Below are 15,702 nucleotides of genomic sequence, written 5' to 3'. Positions count from 1 at the left end.
CCGCCCGGGGGCCGATCCCGTCTACCCTGGCGCGCGGGGGCCGTCCCCGGCCGGGTTGGGGGGGGGGCACGCCGCCGGATCGATCGAAACACCGCCCCGTCACCGCCGTTCCCGCTAGCCTGGCCCTCCGATTCCGAACAGATGAGGCGGTGGCGATGCGGTTCAAGGCTTTGCGCGTCGCGGTGGCGGCGGTGGTCGCCTTGTCGCTGGCCGTGCCCGCCCAAGCCAGCCCGCGGCCCGATCAACCGGTTTCGCTGGGGGGCAAGAAGGTTCTGCTGGTCAACGACGATTCGGTGCAGGCGGCGAAGCCCGACGGGTCGGACGGGCGCGGCATCTACGTGCTCCGGCAGGCGTTGTGCCGGGCCGGCGCCGACGTGGCGATCGTCGGACCGTGGGCGTCCCAGGGCGCGAAGAGCCGGTCCACGGCCGGGTCCCCCACGGCGTCCGTGGCGCCGCCGGCGGCGGTGCCGGCCGAGTTCGCCGCCGACTGCGCGAACGCGCCGGGGCACGGGCTGGTGCTGGGCGCGTGCCAGGGCAGCGTCCCGTGCGGCCCCGGCAGCCCGTCGATCACCCCGGCGGACGTGGTCGAGCTCGCGCTGACCGGCGTCCTGCCCCAGCGGCTCGGCTGGACCACCGGCCCGGACCTGGTCGTTTCCGGGGTCAACGCGGGCCCGAACACCGACGTTTCGATCAACCTGTCCGGCACGGTCGGCGCGGCCACCGCGGCGGTCGAGCGGGGCGTGCCGACGGTGGCGGTCAGCGCCGGCACGCGCGTGGCACCCCCGCCGTCGACGGAAACGTACGCGGCCGCGGCCGACGTCGTCGTCCGGCTCCTCGCGTCGCCCCGGGTGTGGTCCCTCGTGCGGGACATGGTGCTGGTGAACGTGAACCAGCCGGACGTCACGCCGGGGTCCGGGCCGTCGCCGGTGCGCTGGACGTCGGTCGGCCGGGTGGCGCAGGGCTGGGTGACGTACGTGCCTTCGGGTGACGGGACGTACCAGCTGTCGTACAACCCGGTGACACCCGCGCCGGAGTTCGAGGAGGGCAGCGACACGAAGGCCCTGTTCGACGGGTACGTGAGCGTGTCGGCGGTCGCCGTCAACCGGGGCTACGCCGGCCGCCTGCCGGGCTGAGGCGGATCCCGGGGGACGCGCCGCGCGCGTCCCCCGGATCACTGAAACCTGTTCCACTCCGTCGCCAACCTGACAAACCCGGCCCGGTCGCCGTATCTTGTCGAGAACAGTAACGTGTTCTAGTCTTGCGCCGTGGAAGGGACCGGGATGGACGAGCAGGCGATGCGGTATCCGAACCATCTCGGCCACCTGGTCGTCTCCGCCCTGAAACGCCACCGGGACAAGCCGGTCATGGTGCTGGGCGAGACCACGATGACCGGGGGCCGGACCGCCGAACAGGTCAGCCAGTACGCCCAGGCCTTCGAGGCGCTCGGGGCGGGCACCGGCGCGCCGGTCGCGCTGCTGTCGCTGAACCGGCCGGAAGTCCTGCTCATCATCGCCGCCGGCCAGCTGCAGGGCTCGCGGCGCACGGCGCTGCACCCGCTGGGGTCGCTCGACGACCACGCCTACATCCTCGCCGACGCCGGCATCACCACCCTGATCATCGACCCGGTCCCCGCCTTCGTCGACCGCGCCCTCGGCCTGCTCGAGAAGGTTCCCGGCCTGACCCAGGTGCTCACCATCGGACCGGTCCCGGAACAGCTGGCCCACGTGGGCCACGACCTGACGGCGGCGGCCGCGACGTTCGAGCCGCGGCCGCTCGCGCCCGCGGTGCTGCCGCCGGACCAGGTCGTCTCGATCACCTACACCGGCGGGACGACCGGCAAGCCCAAGGGCGTCATGGGCACCGCGCAGGCGATGACCACGATGACGCAGATCCAGCTGGCCGAGTGGGAGTGGCCCGAGGCGCCGAAGTTCCTGATCTGCACTCCGCTTTCGCACGCCGGCGCGGCGTTCTTCGCCCCGACGCTGCTCAAGGGTGGCTCGCTGATCGTGGTGCCGAAGTTCGACCCCGCCGAGGTCCTGCGGATCGTCGAGGAGCAGCGGATCACCGCGACCATGCTGGTGCCCACGATGCTCTACGCGCTGATGGACCACCCGGACTCGCGCACCCGCGACCTGTCTTCGCTGCAGACGGTGTACTACGGCGCGGCGTCGATCAACCCGGTGCGCCTGCGCGAGGCGATCGACCGCTTCGGGCCGATCTTCGCCCAGTACTACGGCCAGTCCGAGGCCCCGATGGCGATCAGCTACCTCGCCAAGGGCGACCACGACGACGCACGCCTGGCCTCCTGCGGCCGCCCGTCGGCCTTCCTGCGCACCGCGCTGCTCGACGCCGACGGCAATCCCGTCGCACCGGGTGAGCCGGGCGAGATCTGCGTGGCCGGCCCGCTGCTCGCCGGCGGCTACTGGAACCTGCCGGAGGTGACGGCGGAGACGTTCCGCGACGGCTGGCTGCACACCGGCGACGTGGCCCGCGAAGACGAGGACGGTTTCTGGTTCATCGTCGACCGGGTCAAGGACATGATCGTCACCGGCGGGTTCAACGTGTTCCCCCGCGAGGTGGAGGACGTGGTGGCCGAGCACCCGGCGGTGGCCCAGGTCGGCGTGATCGGCACCCCGGACGACAAGTGGGGCGAGGCGGTGACGGCCGTCGTGGTCCTGCGCAAGGACGCCGACGGCGACCTCGAGCGGCTCACGGCCGAGATCCAGGCGGCGGTGCGCGAGCGCAAGGGCCCGGTGCACGTGCCCAAGCAGGTGATCGTCGCGGAGTCCCTGCCGATGACGGGGCTGGGCAAGCCGGACAAGAAGGCGCTGCGAGCTCAGTACCAGCGGCACGGAGCCGCCGTGTAGGCCGTTATACGCCGAGCTCGTCGAGTGGGTGCTGACCGTGCTGACCGCGTGCGCTCCGGCCCCGGCAGGTGGTCACCGGCCCGGAGGCGCCGTACTTCGGTGCCGTGCCGGGGCCGGAAGACCTCCTGCCGGGGCCGGGCGCGCGGCTCTCGGAGACCACGCTCGCCGAGTGGCTCGCCCGGGCGTGCGGCGCTACGCGCCGTCGTGGTCCGGGTCGGCGTTGAGGACGATGCAGCCGACGTACCCGTCGCGGGCCCGCGTCACCTTCAGCAGCATGCTCGGCTCGTAGATCGAGTCGTCGTCGTTGAAGGTGTCGCGGCCGGTGCGCTGCGCGTACGGCTGGGTGGCCAGCACCTGCGCGTTCAGCGCTTCGTCGAACATCAGCTGCGTGGTGAGCGTTTTCTCGGTGCCGACGTGCACCATCACGTGGACGTGGACGGTGCGGCCGCGGTACCAGCCCGGCCAGATCGTCGTGAACTCGACGATCCCGCGCTGGTTCGTGACCTGGGCGCCACGCAGGTACCGCTTGTCGTCGGTGGGGACGAGATCGGCGTCCCCACCGCCGGGCGGAGTCCCGGTGGGCGGAGTCCCGGTGGGCGGAGTCCCGGTCGGCCGGGTGCCGCCGCCGCTGGACGCCGCCTCCGCGCCGGAGTACAGGCCACCCGCGTCGCAGTGCCAGATCTCGACCACCGCGTGCGGGATCGGCCGGCACGTCTCGCTGTCCTGCACCTGCAGGGCGAGCCGCAGCTTCGTGCCCGGCTTGTCCTCGCGGATGTCACTGCGGATCTTGTCGGCGTCGAAGTAGTACGGCCCCTGCGTGGTGGACGCGGTGAGCGTGCACGTCCGCGCGCCGGTGAACAGGGCGGTGAGGTCCGCGTCGGTGACCGCCTGCAGCGCGACCGTCTCCCCGGTGGACGTCGTGACCGCGCTCCGGCCCGCGCACGCCGTGACCAGTGCGCCCAAGCCGACCGAGCTCACGCCGGCGAGCAGCCGCCGCCGGCTGACCCGCTGTCCCTCGTGATCGTTTCCCATGCCTGCCCTTTCGCTCGTCGGGTGGGTAATGGCCGGTTGACTTCCGCCTGACCCGGCCTTGGGCCAGCGTGGCGAGGGCAGCTGTGGCAGGCCTGTGGTGAAGCTGTGCGTCGTCGAGCGGTCACTCAAGGCGAGACGGTATGCTGCCCGATATAGTCAACAAATTGAGTATTCGAGGTGGGCATGAGCAGCTTCCGCAAGGCCGTCGAGGCACGCGATCCCGACGCCATGGCCGCGACACTGGCGGAGCACGTCGTGTTCCGCAGCCCGGTCGCGTTCAAGCCGTACCCCGGCAAGGCGATCACCGCCGCCATCCTGCGCGGCGTGCTCCGCGTGTTCGAGGATTTCCGGTACGTGCGCGAGCTGACCGGCGGTGACGGCCGGGATCACGCCCTCGTCTTCGAGGCCAGGATCGGGGACGTGCGGGTCGAAGGCTGCGACTTCCTGCACCTCGACGACGACGGCCTGATCGACGAGTTCACCGTGATGGTCCGGCCGCTGTCGGCGGCCCAAGCCCTCTCCGAGGCGATGGCGGCGCAGTTCGAGCAGATCCAGCGCGAAGCAGTCAACTAGTTGAGTAAGGCACTGCGCCACGCGCTGATGGCGGCGCTGCTCGAAGGCGAGGCGTCGGGCTACGACCTGGCGAAGGGGTTCGACGCCTCGGTGGCGAACTTCTGGGCGGCCACCCCGCAGCAGCTCTACCGGGAACTCGACCGCATGGCGGCCGACGGCCTGGTGCGAGCCCGGGTGGTCCACCAGGAGCGCCGCCCGGACAAGCGGCTGTTCTCGCTGACCGAAGCCGGGCACCGGTCGCTGCACGAGTTCACGGCCCGGCCGCCCCGCCCGGGCGTGATCCGCGACGAGCTGCTGGTGCAGGTGCAGGCCGTGGACGCGGGCGACCGGACGGCGGTCCGGGGCGCGCTGGCGGAGCGGCTGGCCCGGGCCGAAGCCAAGATCGCGGGCTACGAACGGCTTCGCGCGCGCCTGCTGGACGGCCGTTTCGAAGACGACTACCTCGCCGGAGCCGAGCGGATCGGCCCGTACCTGACGCTGATGCGGGGACTGTCGTTCGAGCGGGAGAACCTGCGGTGGTGCGAGCAGGCGCTGAAGGTGCTCGACCGGCGGGCGGCCGCCCCACCGGCCTGAAGTGTCCGATGTGGACCGGTTGTACGACTCTTGTACTTGCGAGCCGGACGATGGCTCCCATGTCACTACACCGACTCGCCAAGGCCGCGCTGGCCGCCGGCGTGCTGGCGGGCCTGGCCGCCGCGCCGGCGGCCGCCGCCGCGGCCGCGCCGGCCACCTTGCCCGCCGGCCAGTACACCCTGACCGCCAACTACAACCAGTTCGACGCGGTGAACAGCGCTCTGGTCTCGACGCTGGGCACCGCGGCCGTCCACACCGTGATGGAGAACGCCAACCACGACCGCACCGCGCTGCCGTCTTCGTTCTCCGTCGCCGGGCTGTCGACGGGCTTCCGGTTCGACAGCGGCGACAACTCCGACTGCACGAACTACCCGCAGGGCATCACCACCAGCCGCGACGCCGTGGGGACGGCGAACGGCGGCAACTACGACGGGCACCAGCTCATCGCGGTCAGCTGGTACTCCAAGGACGGCTGCGACGGCGACCAGTCCCGCAGCCGGATCACCCTGGTCGACTGGGACGCCGACTACCCGAACGCCTACCGCAAGATCCTGCTGGTCGAGCCGACCGGGACCGCGGACGCGCCGGACTTCAAGGACATCCCGATCCACGCCGGCGGCATGTCCTGGTACGGCGATTACCTCTACGTCGCCGACACCGGGAAGGGCATGCGCGTGTTCGACATGCGCAAGATCCTCAAGACGAACAGCGGCGGCACCGCCGACCAGATCGGCCACGAGACCGGCAGCACGTACTACGCCCACAACTACGCCTACGTCCTGCCGCAGGTCGGCACGATCGCTTCGAAGACGACGTCGGGCACGAACCTCGCGTGGTCGTCGATCTCCCTCGACCGCGTCAGCAAGTCGATCGTGATGACCGAGTACACCTGCCCGTCCGGCTGCACGGACTACCCGAACCGGGCGCCGCGGGCGATCCGCTACCCGTTCGCCGCCTCCGGCACCTTCGCCGCGACCACGACGGCGAGCCAGGCGTTGCAGCTGCCCTGGTACAAGCTCAACGGCGTGGCCTCGCACAACGGCCGCTGGTGGTTCCAGTCGTCCGGCCAGAAGCAGCTGTACTACTGGAAGCCCTCGGCCGCCGCGCAGACCTTCTCCTGGGTGAGCAGCGGCGAGAGCCTCTCGTACTGGGAGGACGACACCGCCGCCGACCTGCTGTGGTCGCTGCAGGAAGGCGCGGGCAACCGCAACGTCTTCGCGGTCACCCAGGCCACCTACGGCGGTGGCTGAGCCGGCCCGACCACGCACGGCCCGTCCGGGACAGTTCCCGGGCGGGCCTTTTTCCGGGTGCCCTGCCTGACCCCGCGAGGGTGTGGTTGCGCCACCCCGCCGCTGCCCATACTGACTGCATGGAAGCCAGACGACGCCTCGGCGAGTTCCTCAAGACCCGCCGCTCCCACCTGCGGCCCGAGGACGTCGGCCTGGCCACCTACGGTGACCGTCGCCGGGTGCCCGGCCTGCGCCGCGAAGAGCTCGCCCGGCTCGCCGGGGTGAGCGCGCCCTACTACTCGAGGCTCGAACAGGGCCAGTCGGCCAACGCCTCGCCGGAGGTGCTGGACGCCCTCGCCGGCGCCCTCCGGCTCGACGACGCCGAACGACGGCACCTGCACGACCTGGCCGCCGGAGCCCGCCGGCCGCCCCCGCGCCGCCGCCCGGCGGCGGAGCGCGTCACCCAGGCCGTCCGGCAGCTGCTGGCCGCCCTGGGCGACGTGCCGGTGGTCGTGCTCGGCCGGTTCAGCGACGTCCTGGCGTGGAACGCCGCCGGCCACGCCCTGTTCGCCGGGCACCTGCCGCCGGACGCGCCCGAGGGGCCCGGGCCGCGCCCCAACATGGCGAGGCTGGTGTTCCTCGACCCGCACACCCGCGAGCTGTACGCCGACTGGCCGGCCAAGGCCCGCGCGGTGGTGGCGACGCTGCGGATGGCGTCGGGACGGTACCCGGACGACCCGCGCCCGGCCGCCCTCGTCGGCGAGCTTTCCGTCCGCAGCACGGAGTTCGCCGCGTGGTGGGCGGACCAGCGCGTCAAGGCCGGCGGCAGCGCGGTCCACGAGATGCACCACCCCCTGGTGGGCCCGATGACGGTCACGCACCAGGCGCTGCTCACCGAGTCCGCGCAGCACGTCGTCGTCGCCACCACCGAGCCCGGCTCGTCCTCGCACGCGGCGATGACCCTGCTCACGCACACCACGGCCACCGCGCGCCGCACCCTGCCCGCGCGCGGCTGAAAAAACCGGTTCCGTCCGAGGCACCCGCGAGGGAGGCCGGCTTCGACGTGCCCGGAAAACCCCCACCGAGAAGGAAAAATGACCGAAATCAAACTCGGGGACGTCACCGTCACCCGCGTCGAAGAGCAGCACGGCCCGATGATGCCGGCCCGGGACTTCTTCCCGGACCTGCCGGAATCGGCGTGGCAGGAGCACCGCGACGAGCTGGAACCCGACTTCCTCACCGCGGACGGGCTGGTGGTGTCGTCGATGCAGACCTGGCTGCTGCGCAGCGAAGGCCGCACGATCCTGATCGACACCGCCGTGGGCAACGACAAGCACCGCCCGGCCGTCCCCGCCTGGGACCACCTCCGGCTGGACTACCTGGACCGGCTCCGCGAAACCGGCGTCCGCCCGGAGGACGTCGACCTGGTCGTGCACACCCACCTGCACCTCGACCACATCGGGTGGAACACCCGCCTCGACGGCGGCACGTGGGTGCCGACGTTCCCGAACGCGACGCACCTGATGCCCCGCGCGGACTTCGAGCACTGGGACCCGGCGCGCAACCCGGCCGTGGCCGGAGGTGTGAACGCACACGCCTTCGAAGACAGCATCCAGCCGGTGCACGAAGCGGGGCAGGTCCGGTTGTGGGAGGACAGCCACACGATCGACGCGAACCTCCGGCTCGAAGCCGCGCCCGGCCACACCCCCGGCTCCAGCGTGGTGAAACTGGCCTCCGGCGGCGACCGTGCGCTCTTCGCCGGCGACGTCCTGCACACGCCCCTGCAGCTCGCGGCACCCGGGCACAGCAGCTGCTTCTGCGAAGACCCGGTGCGGGCCAGCGCCACCCGGCAGCGCCTGCTCGGCTGGGCCGCCGACGAGCACGCCCTGCTCGTGCCGGCCCACTTCGGCGGGCACAGCGCACTGGAAGTCGAACGCCGCGGCGGCGCGTTCGCCGTCAAGGGGTGGGGTCCGTTCCCCCGGCGCTGACCGGGTGAGATCCCGATCACGTCGGCGTGGCCCGGCGCGCTCCCGGGGCCGGTGCCTGCCATCCTGTGCCGTCAAGAGCCTGTGCCGTCAAGAGGCAGCGGACGAGAGGACAACCCCGTGGGCATCATCGCCTGGATCGTGCTGGGTCTCATCGCCGGGGTGATCGCGAAAGCCCTCATGCCGGGCAAGGACCCGGGCGGCTGCATCATCACGATCCTGCTGGGCATCGCGGGTGCGTTCGTCGGCGGCTGGGTGGGCAAGACGCTGTTCCACACCCAGCTCGGCACGTTCTTCGACCTGCGCACCTGGGGCCTGGCCATCCTGGGCGCCCTGATCATCCTGGCCGGCTACCGGCTCATCTTCCACCGCCGCGACTGACGCACCGGTGGGGGCACCGGCGTGGTGCCCCCACCGGCGGCGGCTCAGTTCAGCGTGACGCCGTACGCGCTCAGCGCCTCGCCGACGGGCTGGAAGTACGAGCTGCTGCCGCCCTTGCCGGAGGTGATGCCCAGACCGACGCTGCCGGCGAACAGGCAGCCGCCGGAGTCGCCGGGGTTGACCAGCGCGTTGGTCTGGATCAGCTGGTACACCGAGCCTTCGGCGTAGTTCACCGTCACGTTCGTCCGCTGCACCGAACCCGAGGTCAGGTGGGTGGTGCTGCCGCTCTTGCTGATCCGCTGCCCGACGGTCGCGGTACCGGCGGAGCTGATCCGCTGGGTGGAGCCGTTCCACAGGGTGACCGCGCCGGGCGCGCTGCCGGTGGTGTTGCGGATGAGCCCGTAGTCGTTGCCCGGGAAGCTCGAGCCCTGCGACGGGCCGACGTTCCACTGCGACACCGCACGGGTGCAGTGCCCGGCGTCGATGAGGTAGTTCTGGCCGCCGCGGTTGGTGTTGAAGCCCGCCGAACAGCGGGTGCCGCCGCCGGTGATGGCTTCGCCGTTGTAGATCGCGGTGTGCATCTCGCCGGCGACCCGCTCCACGCGGACCCGGTCACCGAGCGACGCGGCCGCCTTCAGCAGGGCTTCGGTGCCCTTGGCGGCGTCGGCCACGGTCAGCACGACCTGGTTGGCCTTCGGATCGAGCCCGATCGCGGTGTGCGCCACCGCGGGCAACGCCTGCAGGGCGTCTTGGGCGTTCGTGAGCGCGGCGCCGGAGTGCTTGACCAGCCGCGCCTGCGCGCCGGCCTGCTCGGCCCGCTCGGCGGCGGCCTGGTCCAGCACGTTGACGACGGGCTTGGCGGCGGCGTCGAGGTAGCCGTCGGCGGCGCGGGACCCGAGGGAAGCGGTGACGCGCTGCAGGGTGTCGACGCTCGCCGCCTGCGTGCGCAGCAGGGCGACGGCGGCGAACTCGCCGATCCCGGCTTCCGCGGCGAGGGAAGCGACCGCTTCCCGCTGCACGGTGGCCGAGTAGCCGTCGATGGTGGCGGCGGAGGCGGAGACGGGGCTGAGGAAGCCGATGGCCGCGGTGGCGGCCACGAGGGCGGTGGCGGAGCGGGCGAGGAGGTGGTGTCCCGGGGACGTTCTGCGCATGCCGGTAACTCACTTTCGCGGTCGCGGGGCGAAGCCGGCGCGAGGGGTGGCCGCGCCGGATGAGCCGGCCGAGCCGGCCCGGCACCGGTGATCCGGTGGGGTCGAGGGTGAGCCCGCGCCGGGGCGCCGCGGTACCGACTTTCGTCGGACAGGACAAAAGATAGGTACCAGGCAATTCGCCCAGGGGTGTTTCGCGCAGAGCAACCCCGCCGTCCGCTCGCGACCGCGCGGAAAGCCGCGGGAATTACCTCGAACGCACGAGGACCGCGGGGCCGCGGTCCGTCAGAATCGGGTGGCCACGGCCACGACCAGGAAGGCCTCACCGTGCTCGCCGAACTCCCGCCCTACCGCGCCCTGCTGGTCGTCGACACCAAGGGATTCGGCAGCAACCCCGCCGCCACCCAGGCGATGGTGTCCGCCGCCATCCCCGACGTGCTCTCCCAGGCGTTCACCCGCGCCGGGCTGCGCGAAGTCTGGGAAACCGCCCTCTTCCCGCACGGCACCGGCGACGGCTACGGACTCGGCTTCGACCCACGGTTCCTGCCCGCGGTGGTGACCCGGTTCTTCGACGAACTCCAAGCCGTGCTCGCCGAGCGCGACACCCGCCTGCGGGCCGCCGCCCGGTCGGTCCGCCTGCGGATGCGCGCCAGCCTGAACGTCGGCCCGATCCTCGAACCCGCGCCGGGCACGACCTCGGCCGCCGCCATCGGCAGCGCCGTGATCACCACCCACCGGCTGCTCGACGCCGCGCCGGTGCGCGCGGTGCTGGAGCGCTCGGACCCCGACCAGACCTTCCTCGCGGTAGCGCTCTCCCAGCGGGTCTTCGAAGACGTCCTGGCCAGCGAATACGCCCAGCTGCCCGCGACCAAGGTCGTCCCGGCCGACGTCCGGATCAAGGAGTACCACGGCACGGTCTACCTCTACATCCCGAACCCGAGCGGAGACCTGCTCCGCCACGGCGCGGGTGGCGACTACGCCGGGGAACTGGCCGAGGCGAAGGCCGTCATCGAGGCACCGGCGCCGGGCACCACCACGAACATCATCAGCGGCGCCCAGCACGGGACCGCGATCCAGGTCGGCCAGGTGCACGGCAACCTCAACCACGGCTAGTTCTGCAGCGGCACCAGTTCCGCCTGGAACTTCTCCAGGAAGCCGTCGAAATCGGCGTGGCCGGGCCGCAGCACGAACTTCGACAGCCCGGCTTCGATGTGCTGCTCCACCAGCCGGCGGGCCTCCGGCCAGCTCGTCGCCACCAGGTCCGTCAGCGGCACGCCGGGGCTGCGGCGTTCCGCCACCGCCGCGAGTCCGCCGGGGATCCCCCGGTCCGCCACGACCAGGCTGAGGCCGAAGTGGTCCTCCTCGATCTCGCGCCCCGCCTCCGCCGCGGCCCGCTGGATGGCGATGCGGGCATCGCGTGCCTGCGACGGCGTGTGGAAGCTGCCCAGCCAGCCGTCCGCGAGGCGGCCCGTCCGGCGCAGGGCCGCCGGGGCCGTTCCGCCCAGCCAGACGTCCAGGCGCTTCGCCGGGCGCGGGCCGAGGCGGACGCCGTCGACCTGGAAGAACTCGCCGTCGAAGGAGACTTCGTCCTCTTCCAGCAGCCGGCGCAGCAGCACGAGCGACTCGTCGAACACCGCGGCGCGGCGGCCCGGCGGCACCGGGAACAGGCCGGTTTCCGCGGCGCGCGCCGGGCGGAGGCCGAACACCGGCAGAACCCGCTTCGGCGCCAGCCCGGCCAGCGTGAGCAGCTGCTTGGCGACCAGCACCGGGTGCCGGCCCGGCAGGATCGCGACGCCGGTGCCGACCTTCAGCTTCGACGTCCGCGCCAGCGCGTGCGCCATGCCGATCATCGGATCGACCTCGGGCGAGTGGACCAGCTCGGACAGCCACAGCGAGTCGACGCCGGCATCCTCCAGCCGCGCCGCCAGCCCGGCGAACTCCGCCGGCCCGGTGCCGGCCGCGGGGGCGACGCCCAACCTGATCTTCAGCACGGTTCCTCCCGGAGGCCTTTTCCGGAAGCAACGCGCGGCGCGGCCGGGAATTCCTCAGGCGGTCGCGTCGATGACGCGGGTCAGCACACCGTGCAGGGCTTCCAGCTCGGAGACGTCCATGCCGAGGGTCTCGACCACCTTGTACGGGATCTTCTCCGCCTCGGCCCGCAGCGCCCGGCCGGTCGCGGTCAGCTCGACCGTCAGCCGGCGTTCGTCCGCGCGGCTGCGGCTGCGCGTCACGTACCCGAGCGCCTCCAGCCGCTTGAGCAGCGGCGAGAGCGTCGCCGGTTCGTGACGCAGGGCGGTGCCGAGGTCCTTCACCGAGCGCGGGGACCGCTCCCACAGCGCGAGCATCACCAGGTACTGCGGATGGGTCAGGCCGTACGGCTCGAGCAGCGGCCGGTAGATCGCGATCACGCTGCGCGAAGCCACCGACAGCGCGAAGCACACCTGCCGGTCCAGCTTCAGGGGGTCCTCACCCAGGTCGATCATGGTCCGATCCTCCTGTGTCGTCGATCGCGCTAATGGTTAGTGTACTAAGTATTAGTGTACTCTCGAAGCCATGGAACGACCGAGTGTGCTCCGCTGGTTCGGTTACGCCGTCGGCGTGCGGCTCCCGGAGCGCTACAACGACTGGGCGTTGCACGATGCGACGTCGAAGCACTGGCGTGCCCGGTTCGTGCTCCAGCGGTCGGTCGGCATCGTGCCGCTGTGCGCGGTGTGGCTGCTGCTGCCCGGCTCGATCTGGCTGCGGCTCTCGCTGGTCCTGATGGCCGCCCTGGTCGCGTACTTCTACTCGTGCGCGTACATGGAGGAGAGCGTCGAGCACCGGCTCGGCCGCCAGGGCTTCCCGCACCACACCGGACGCCGCCTCCGCGCCGCGGCCGCCGAAGCGAAGAACGCCGAGGCGACCGCCCGCTACCTCGCGCGCTACCGGACGCCGTCGGAGGGTTAGGCACAGTTACAGTCGGGGCACGATGAGACGCAAGCTCCGCCCGCCGATCCCGCCCCGCCACGGGCTGGACCCCGCCCGGCTCAAACTGCCCGACGGCGAGTGGCCGACCCTGCTGGCGCACCTCGTCGACCGGCTGCCGCGCGTCACGCCCGATCGCATCGAGCAGATGCTGCGCGAGGAGCGCATCCACGGCACCGACGGCCCGCTCGGCGTCGACACGCCGTACGCGCCCGGCTCGTTCATCTGGTTCCACCGCGACCTGCCCGACGAAGTGCCGGTGCCCTTCGCGATCGACGTCCTGCACCGCGACGAGCACCTGCTCGTCGTCGACAAGCCGCACTTCCTGGCGACCATCCCGCGCGGGCAGCACATCCTGGAGACGGCGCTCGTGCGGCTGCGCCGGGAGCTCGACCTGCCGCACCTGTCCCCCGCGCACCGCCTGGACCGTGTCACCGCGGGCGTGGTGATGTTCGTGATCACGCCCGCGCTGCGCGGCAAGTACCAGACGTTGTTCCGCGACCGCCGGGTGCACAAGGAGTACGAGGCGATCGCGCCCCACGACCCGGCGCTGACCCTGCCGAGGACCGTCCGGAGCCGGATCGTCAAGGAACGCGGGGTGCTCGCCGCCCAGGAGGTCCCGGGCGAACCGAACGCCGAGACGTACGTCGACCTGCTCGAGCACCGCGCCGGGCTGGGCCGGTACCGGCTGGTCCCGGCCACCGGCCGGACCCACCAGCTGCGCGTGCACCTGAGCGGCCTCGGCGTGCCGATCCTCGGCGACGACTTCTACCCGCAGCTGCGCGAGAAACCCTTGGGCGACTTCACGAAACCCCTGCAGCTGCTCGCGAAGGTCCTCGACTTCGACGACCCGCTGACCGGCGCGCACCGCCGCTTCACCAGCGCGCGGCGGCTGTCCGCCTGGGACGACCCCGAGGCCTGGGCGGCGCCCCCGGCGTGAACTCCGGGGACGCCGCCGCGGGCGGCCTGGTGATGGGATGCCGGCGTGGAGCTGGTCGCGGAGCCGTGACCAGTGCGCGCCGCCGGCTCTGTCCTACTTGTGCCAGAACCGGATGCCGCTCCACTCCACCGTGATCGGCCCCTTGCCGCTCGCCGTGCGGTAGCTGCCGAACTTGTCGTAGTAGCTGCCGCCCGGGCTCGAAACCGAGTCCTTCTGCGAGCCGTTGATGTACACCTTGTGGGTGCTGCCGACCTGGTTGATCGTGTTCACCCGGACGCTCGTGCCCACGGTCGCCCCGGTGGCGATGGTCTCCCCGCCGTGCACGGCGTAGAGCCGGCCTCCCTTTTCCACCGCCAGCATGAAGAACGGGCCGGCGTCGGAGCCGTCCCGGAACGTCTGCTTCAGGCTGATCCGGCTGCCGGTCATGCTGGTGATCTTGAAGGAGCCCTCGAACTGGTGGGTGCCGCCGGTGTAGGTGGTGTAGCGGCGTTCCGCGCGCTGGTCACCGCTGCCGGTCGAGCAGGTGAGCTTGAAGGTCAGCCCGGAGATGTCGCCGCACCCCCGCTCCTGCTCGGAGTAGCCCGGCGAGTCCGCGGTCCAGGGACCCGTTCCGACCTGGGCGTCCGCCACCGGGGTGAGCACCGCGAGCCCCAGCGCCGTCGCCGCGAGCACGCCCGCACCGTGAAGTCTGCGCACCGTCAACCTCCTGTGTCACTCGAGGCGGCGGTCACCGGCAACAGGTTCAGACCTTTGTCCGGCGTGGGCATGACTGTACGAGCCCGGACCACGTCGGGCAAGGCCTCCCGGTTCCGCGGCGGGGTGTGGCGGAAGTTTTCGGCCGGGCCGGTGTCGAATCCGGCTTTCCCCGTTCGACAGACTTGCAGACGCAGGATCGACCACCGAGGAGCACCACCATGCGCACCCTGATCTCCAGCTCGTTCGTTTCGCTCGACGGCGTCGTCGAGGCCCCCGGCGGAGAGCCGGGCTACCGCAACGCGGGCTGGACGTTCAAAGACATCGAGTTCGACCCGGCCGCCTACGCGCTCAAGGGCAGCGAGCAGGAGGAAGCCACGGCCTTGCTGATGGGCCGGGTCAGCTACGAGGCGTTCGCGCCGGTCTGGCCGGGGATGACCGAGGAGTTCGCCGGGTACAACGCGATGCCGAAGTACGTCGTGTCGAGCACCCTCACCGAGACGGACCTGGTGGACAACTGGGGCGAGACGACGATCCTGCGCTCGCTGGACGAGGTCGCGGCCCTGAAGGAGACCGAGGGCGGCCCGATCATCGTCGCCGGCAGCGCCACCCTCAACCGCGCCCTGGCCGACGCGGGCCTGATCGACCGCTACCACCTGCTGGTCTTCCCCGTCCTGCTCGGTGCGGGCAAGCGGCTGTTCAGCGAGACCGACAAGGACAAGGAGAACCTGAAGCTCGTCGAGAGCGAGGCCTACGGCAACGGCGTCCAGAAGCTGGTCTACGACGTCACGCACTGACGGGCCGCCGGGGTCCGGCCGGGCCACGCGATGTTTCACGTAGAACATCTGTTCGAACATCGTGTACGGTCGGACCCATGACGACCCCGGCCCTGCAGGCATCGCTGTTCGGCGAATCCGGCCCCGTCACGCTGCACGACCTCGCGCCCCACCGGACCGAACTCGGCTCCGGCGCGTGGGTCGACGTGCAGCCGGGCTGGCTCGCCGGCGCCGACGAGGTGTTCGCCGACCTCGTCACCGGCGTCCCGTGGCAGGCGGAGCGGCGCCGGATGTACGACCGCTTCGTCGACGTCCCGCGGCTGCTGTGCTTCTACCGCGAAGAGGCGCCGCTCCCCCACCCCGTGCTGGCGGAGGCCCGCACCGCGCTGAGCGAGCACTACGCCGGTGAACTCGGCGAACCGTTCCGCACCGCGGGCCTGTGCTACTGCTTCATCAAGCAACGTTGGGTAGGTAATCGGGGCGGCGGATCTTGGAGTTGACGGCGAAGTGGCGTTTGGGGTGGCAGTGGCGGTTGCGCCAG

General features: G+C 71.7%; 17 protein-coding genes and 1 pseudogene. 13 read left to right on the top strand and 5 right to left on the bottom strand.

Going from position 1 to position 15,702, the window contains the following annotated elements; all coding sequences use genetic code 11:
• Nucleotides 1–155: 155 nt before the first annotated feature.
• Both surE and fadD8 read left to right on the top strand, forming a co-directional pair.
• On the top strand, nt 156–1,133 hold the full coding sequence (gene surE / locus ACFVYA_RS45945; RefSeq protein ID WP_285990711.1) for a 5'/3'-nucleotidase SurE: 978 nt from the start codon (nt 156–158) through the stop codon (nt 1,131–1,133).
• Nucleotides 1,134–1,265: 132 nt separating this feature from the next.
• Nucleotides 1,266–2,867 carry a fatty-acid--CoA ligase FadD8 gene (fadD8, locus tag ACFVYA_RS45940; protein ID WP_387054375.1) on the top strand — a complete coding sequence of 534 codons (1,602 nt, stop codon included), beginning with the start codon at nt 1,266–1,268 and terminating at the stop codon, nt 2,865–2,867.
• A 192-nt stretch (nt 2,868–3,059) separates the two neighbouring features.
• On the opposite strand, the gene ACFVYA_RS45935 is transcribed toward fadD8, so the two are convergent.
• Nucleotides 3,060–3,899 (bottom strand): protocatechuate dioxygenase, encoded by an 840-nt coding sequence (locus tag ACFVYA_RS45935; protein WP_387054372.1) that lies wholly within the window; start codon nt 3,897–3,899, stop codon nt 3,060–3,062.
• Nucleotides 3,900–4,082: 183 nt separating this feature from the next.
• Between ACFVYA_RS45935 and ACFVYA_RS45930 the strand changes: the two genes are divergently transcribed.
• The 6 genes from ACFVYA_RS45930 to ACFVYA_RS45905 all read left to right on the top strand — a co-directional run bounded on the left by ACFVYA_RS45930 (nt 4,083) and on the right by ACFVYA_RS45905 (nt 8,640).
• A complete protein-coding gene (locus ACFVYA_RS45930) occupies nt 4,083–4,472 on the top strand; it encodes a nuclear transport factor 2 family protein (protein ID WP_387054371.1) in 390 nt (129 codons plus the stop codon).
• A gap of 27 nt (nt 4,473–4,499) precedes the next feature.
• The gene (locus ACFVYA_RS45925; RefSeq protein ID WP_387054381.1) at nt 4,500–5,045 is read left to right on the top strand and encodes a PadR family transcriptional regulator; all 546 of its coding nucleotides are present in this window, start codon (nt 4,500–4,502) and stop codon (nt 5,043–5,045) included.
• Nucleotides 5,046–5,104: 59 nt separating this feature from the next.
• Nucleotides 5,105–6,295, top strand: coding sequence for a hypothetical protein (locus ACFVYA_RS45920; protein ID WP_285990707.1), 1,191 nt, complete (start codon nt 5,105–5,107; stop codon nt 6,293–6,295).
• A 119-nt stretch (nt 6,296–6,414) separates the two neighbouring features.
• Nucleotides 6,415–7,290 (top strand): helix-turn-helix domain-containing protein, encoded by an 876-nt coding sequence (locus ACFVYA_RS45915; protein ID WP_387054369.1) that lies wholly within the window; start codon nt 6,415–6,417, stop codon nt 7,288–7,290.
• Nucleotides 7,291–7,368: 78 nt separating this feature from the next.
• On the top strand, nt 7,369–8,262 hold the full coding sequence (locus ACFVYA_RS45910; protein WP_387054368.1) for an MBL fold metallo-hydrolase: 894 nt from the start codon (nt 7,369–7,371) through the stop codon (nt 8,260–8,262).
• A gap of 117 nt (nt 8,263–8,379) precedes the next feature.
• Nucleotides 8,380–8,640, top strand: coding sequence for a GlsB/YeaQ/YmgE family stress response membrane protein (locus ACFVYA_RS45905; protein WP_013225295.1), 261 nt, complete (start codon nt 8,380–8,382; stop codon nt 8,638–8,640).
• Nucleotides 8,641–8,684: 44 nt separating this feature from the next.
• Here the strand turns inward: ACFVYA_RS45905 and ACFVYA_RS45900 are convergent, their stop codons facing one another.
• On the bottom strand, nt 8,685–9,791 hold the full coding sequence (locus ACFVYA_RS45900; protein ID WP_387054367.1) for a S1 family peptidase: 1,107 nt from the start codon (nt 9,789–9,791) through the stop codon (nt 8,685–8,687).
• Between the two features lie 324 nt (nt 9,792–10,115).
• Here ACFVYA_RS45900 and ACFVYA_RS45895 point away from each other — a divergent pair, with 324 nt between their 5' ends.
• Nucleotides 10,116–10,901 carry a hypothetical protein gene (locus ACFVYA_RS45895; protein ID WP_387054365.1) on the top strand — a complete coding sequence of 262 codons (786 nt, stop codon included), beginning with the start codon at nt 10,116–10,118 and terminating at the stop codon, nt 10,899–10,901.
• Here the strand turns inward: ACFVYA_RS45895 and ACFVYA_RS45890 are convergent.
• Together ACFVYA_RS45890 and ACFVYA_RS45885 are read right to left on the bottom strand one after the other, a co-directional pair.
• Nucleotides 10,898–11,779, bottom strand: coding sequence for a TIGR03854 family LLM class F420-dependent oxidoreductase (locus tag ACFVYA_RS45890; protein WP_387054363.1), 882 nt, complete (start codon nt 11,777–11,779; stop codon nt 10,898–10,900). The two genes, ACFVYA_RS45895 and ACFVYA_RS45890, sit on opposite strands and share 4 nt — an antisense overlap.
• Nucleotides 11,780–11,833: 54 nt before the next feature.
• Nucleotides 11,834–12,271 (bottom strand): MarR family winged helix-turn-helix transcriptional regulator, encoded by a 438-nt coding sequence (locus ACFVYA_RS45885; RefSeq protein WP_387054361.1) that lies wholly within the window; start codon nt 12,269–12,271, stop codon nt 11,834–11,836.
• 85 nt (nt 12,272–12,356) lie between these two features.
• Between ACFVYA_RS45885 and ACFVYA_RS45880 the strand changes: the two genes are divergently transcribed.
• Both ACFVYA_RS45880 and ACFVYA_RS45875 read left to right on the top strand, forming a co-directional pair.
• Entirely contained in the window at nt 12,357–12,734 is a 378-nt protein-coding gene (locus tag ACFVYA_RS45880) for a DUF5313 domain-containing protein (RefSeq protein WP_387054379.1), read from the top strand.
• Between the two features lie 22 nt (nt 12,735–12,756).
• Nucleotides 12,757–13,692, top strand: coding sequence for an RluA family pseudouridine synthase (locus ACFVYA_RS45875; RefSeq protein WP_387054359.1), 936 nt, complete (start codon nt 12,757–12,759; stop codon nt 13,690–13,692).
• 93 nt (nt 13,693–13,785) lie between these two features.
• Here the strand turns inward: ACFVYA_RS45875 and ACFVYA_RS45870 are convergent, their stop codons facing one another.
• Nucleotides 13,786–14,364, bottom strand: coding sequence for a hypothetical protein (locus tag ACFVYA_RS45870; RefSeq protein WP_387054377.1), 579 nt, complete (start codon nt 14,362–14,364; stop codon nt 13,786–13,788).
• A gap of 242 nt (nt 14,365–14,606) precedes the next feature.
• Between ACFVYA_RS45870 and ACFVYA_RS45865 the strand changes: the two genes are divergently transcribed.
• Together ACFVYA_RS45865 and ACFVYA_RS45860 are read left to right on the top strand one after the other, a co-directional pair.
• On the top strand, nt 14,607–15,182 hold the full coding sequence (locus tag ACFVYA_RS45865; RefSeq protein WP_387054357.1) for a dihydrofolate reductase family protein: 576 nt from the start codon (nt 14,607–14,609) through the stop codon (nt 15,180–15,182).
• A 77-nt stretch (nt 15,183–15,259) separates the two neighbouring features.
• Nucleotides 15,260–15,607: pseudogene (locus tag ACFVYA_RS45860) on the top strand (alpha-ketoglutarate-dependent dioxygenase AlkB); the annotation flags it as partial.
• Between the last annotated feature and the right edge of the window lie 95 nt (nt 15,608–15,702).

This window comes from Amycolatopsis sp. NPDC058278 (assembly GCF_042881395.1).
Classification (GTDB): Bacteria; Actinomycetota; Actinomycetes; order Mycobacteriales; family Pseudonocardiaceae; genus Amycolatopsis.
The sequence above is the reverse complement of the archived record's forward strand: the minus strand, read 5'-3'. Positions and strand labels throughout refer to the sequence as shown.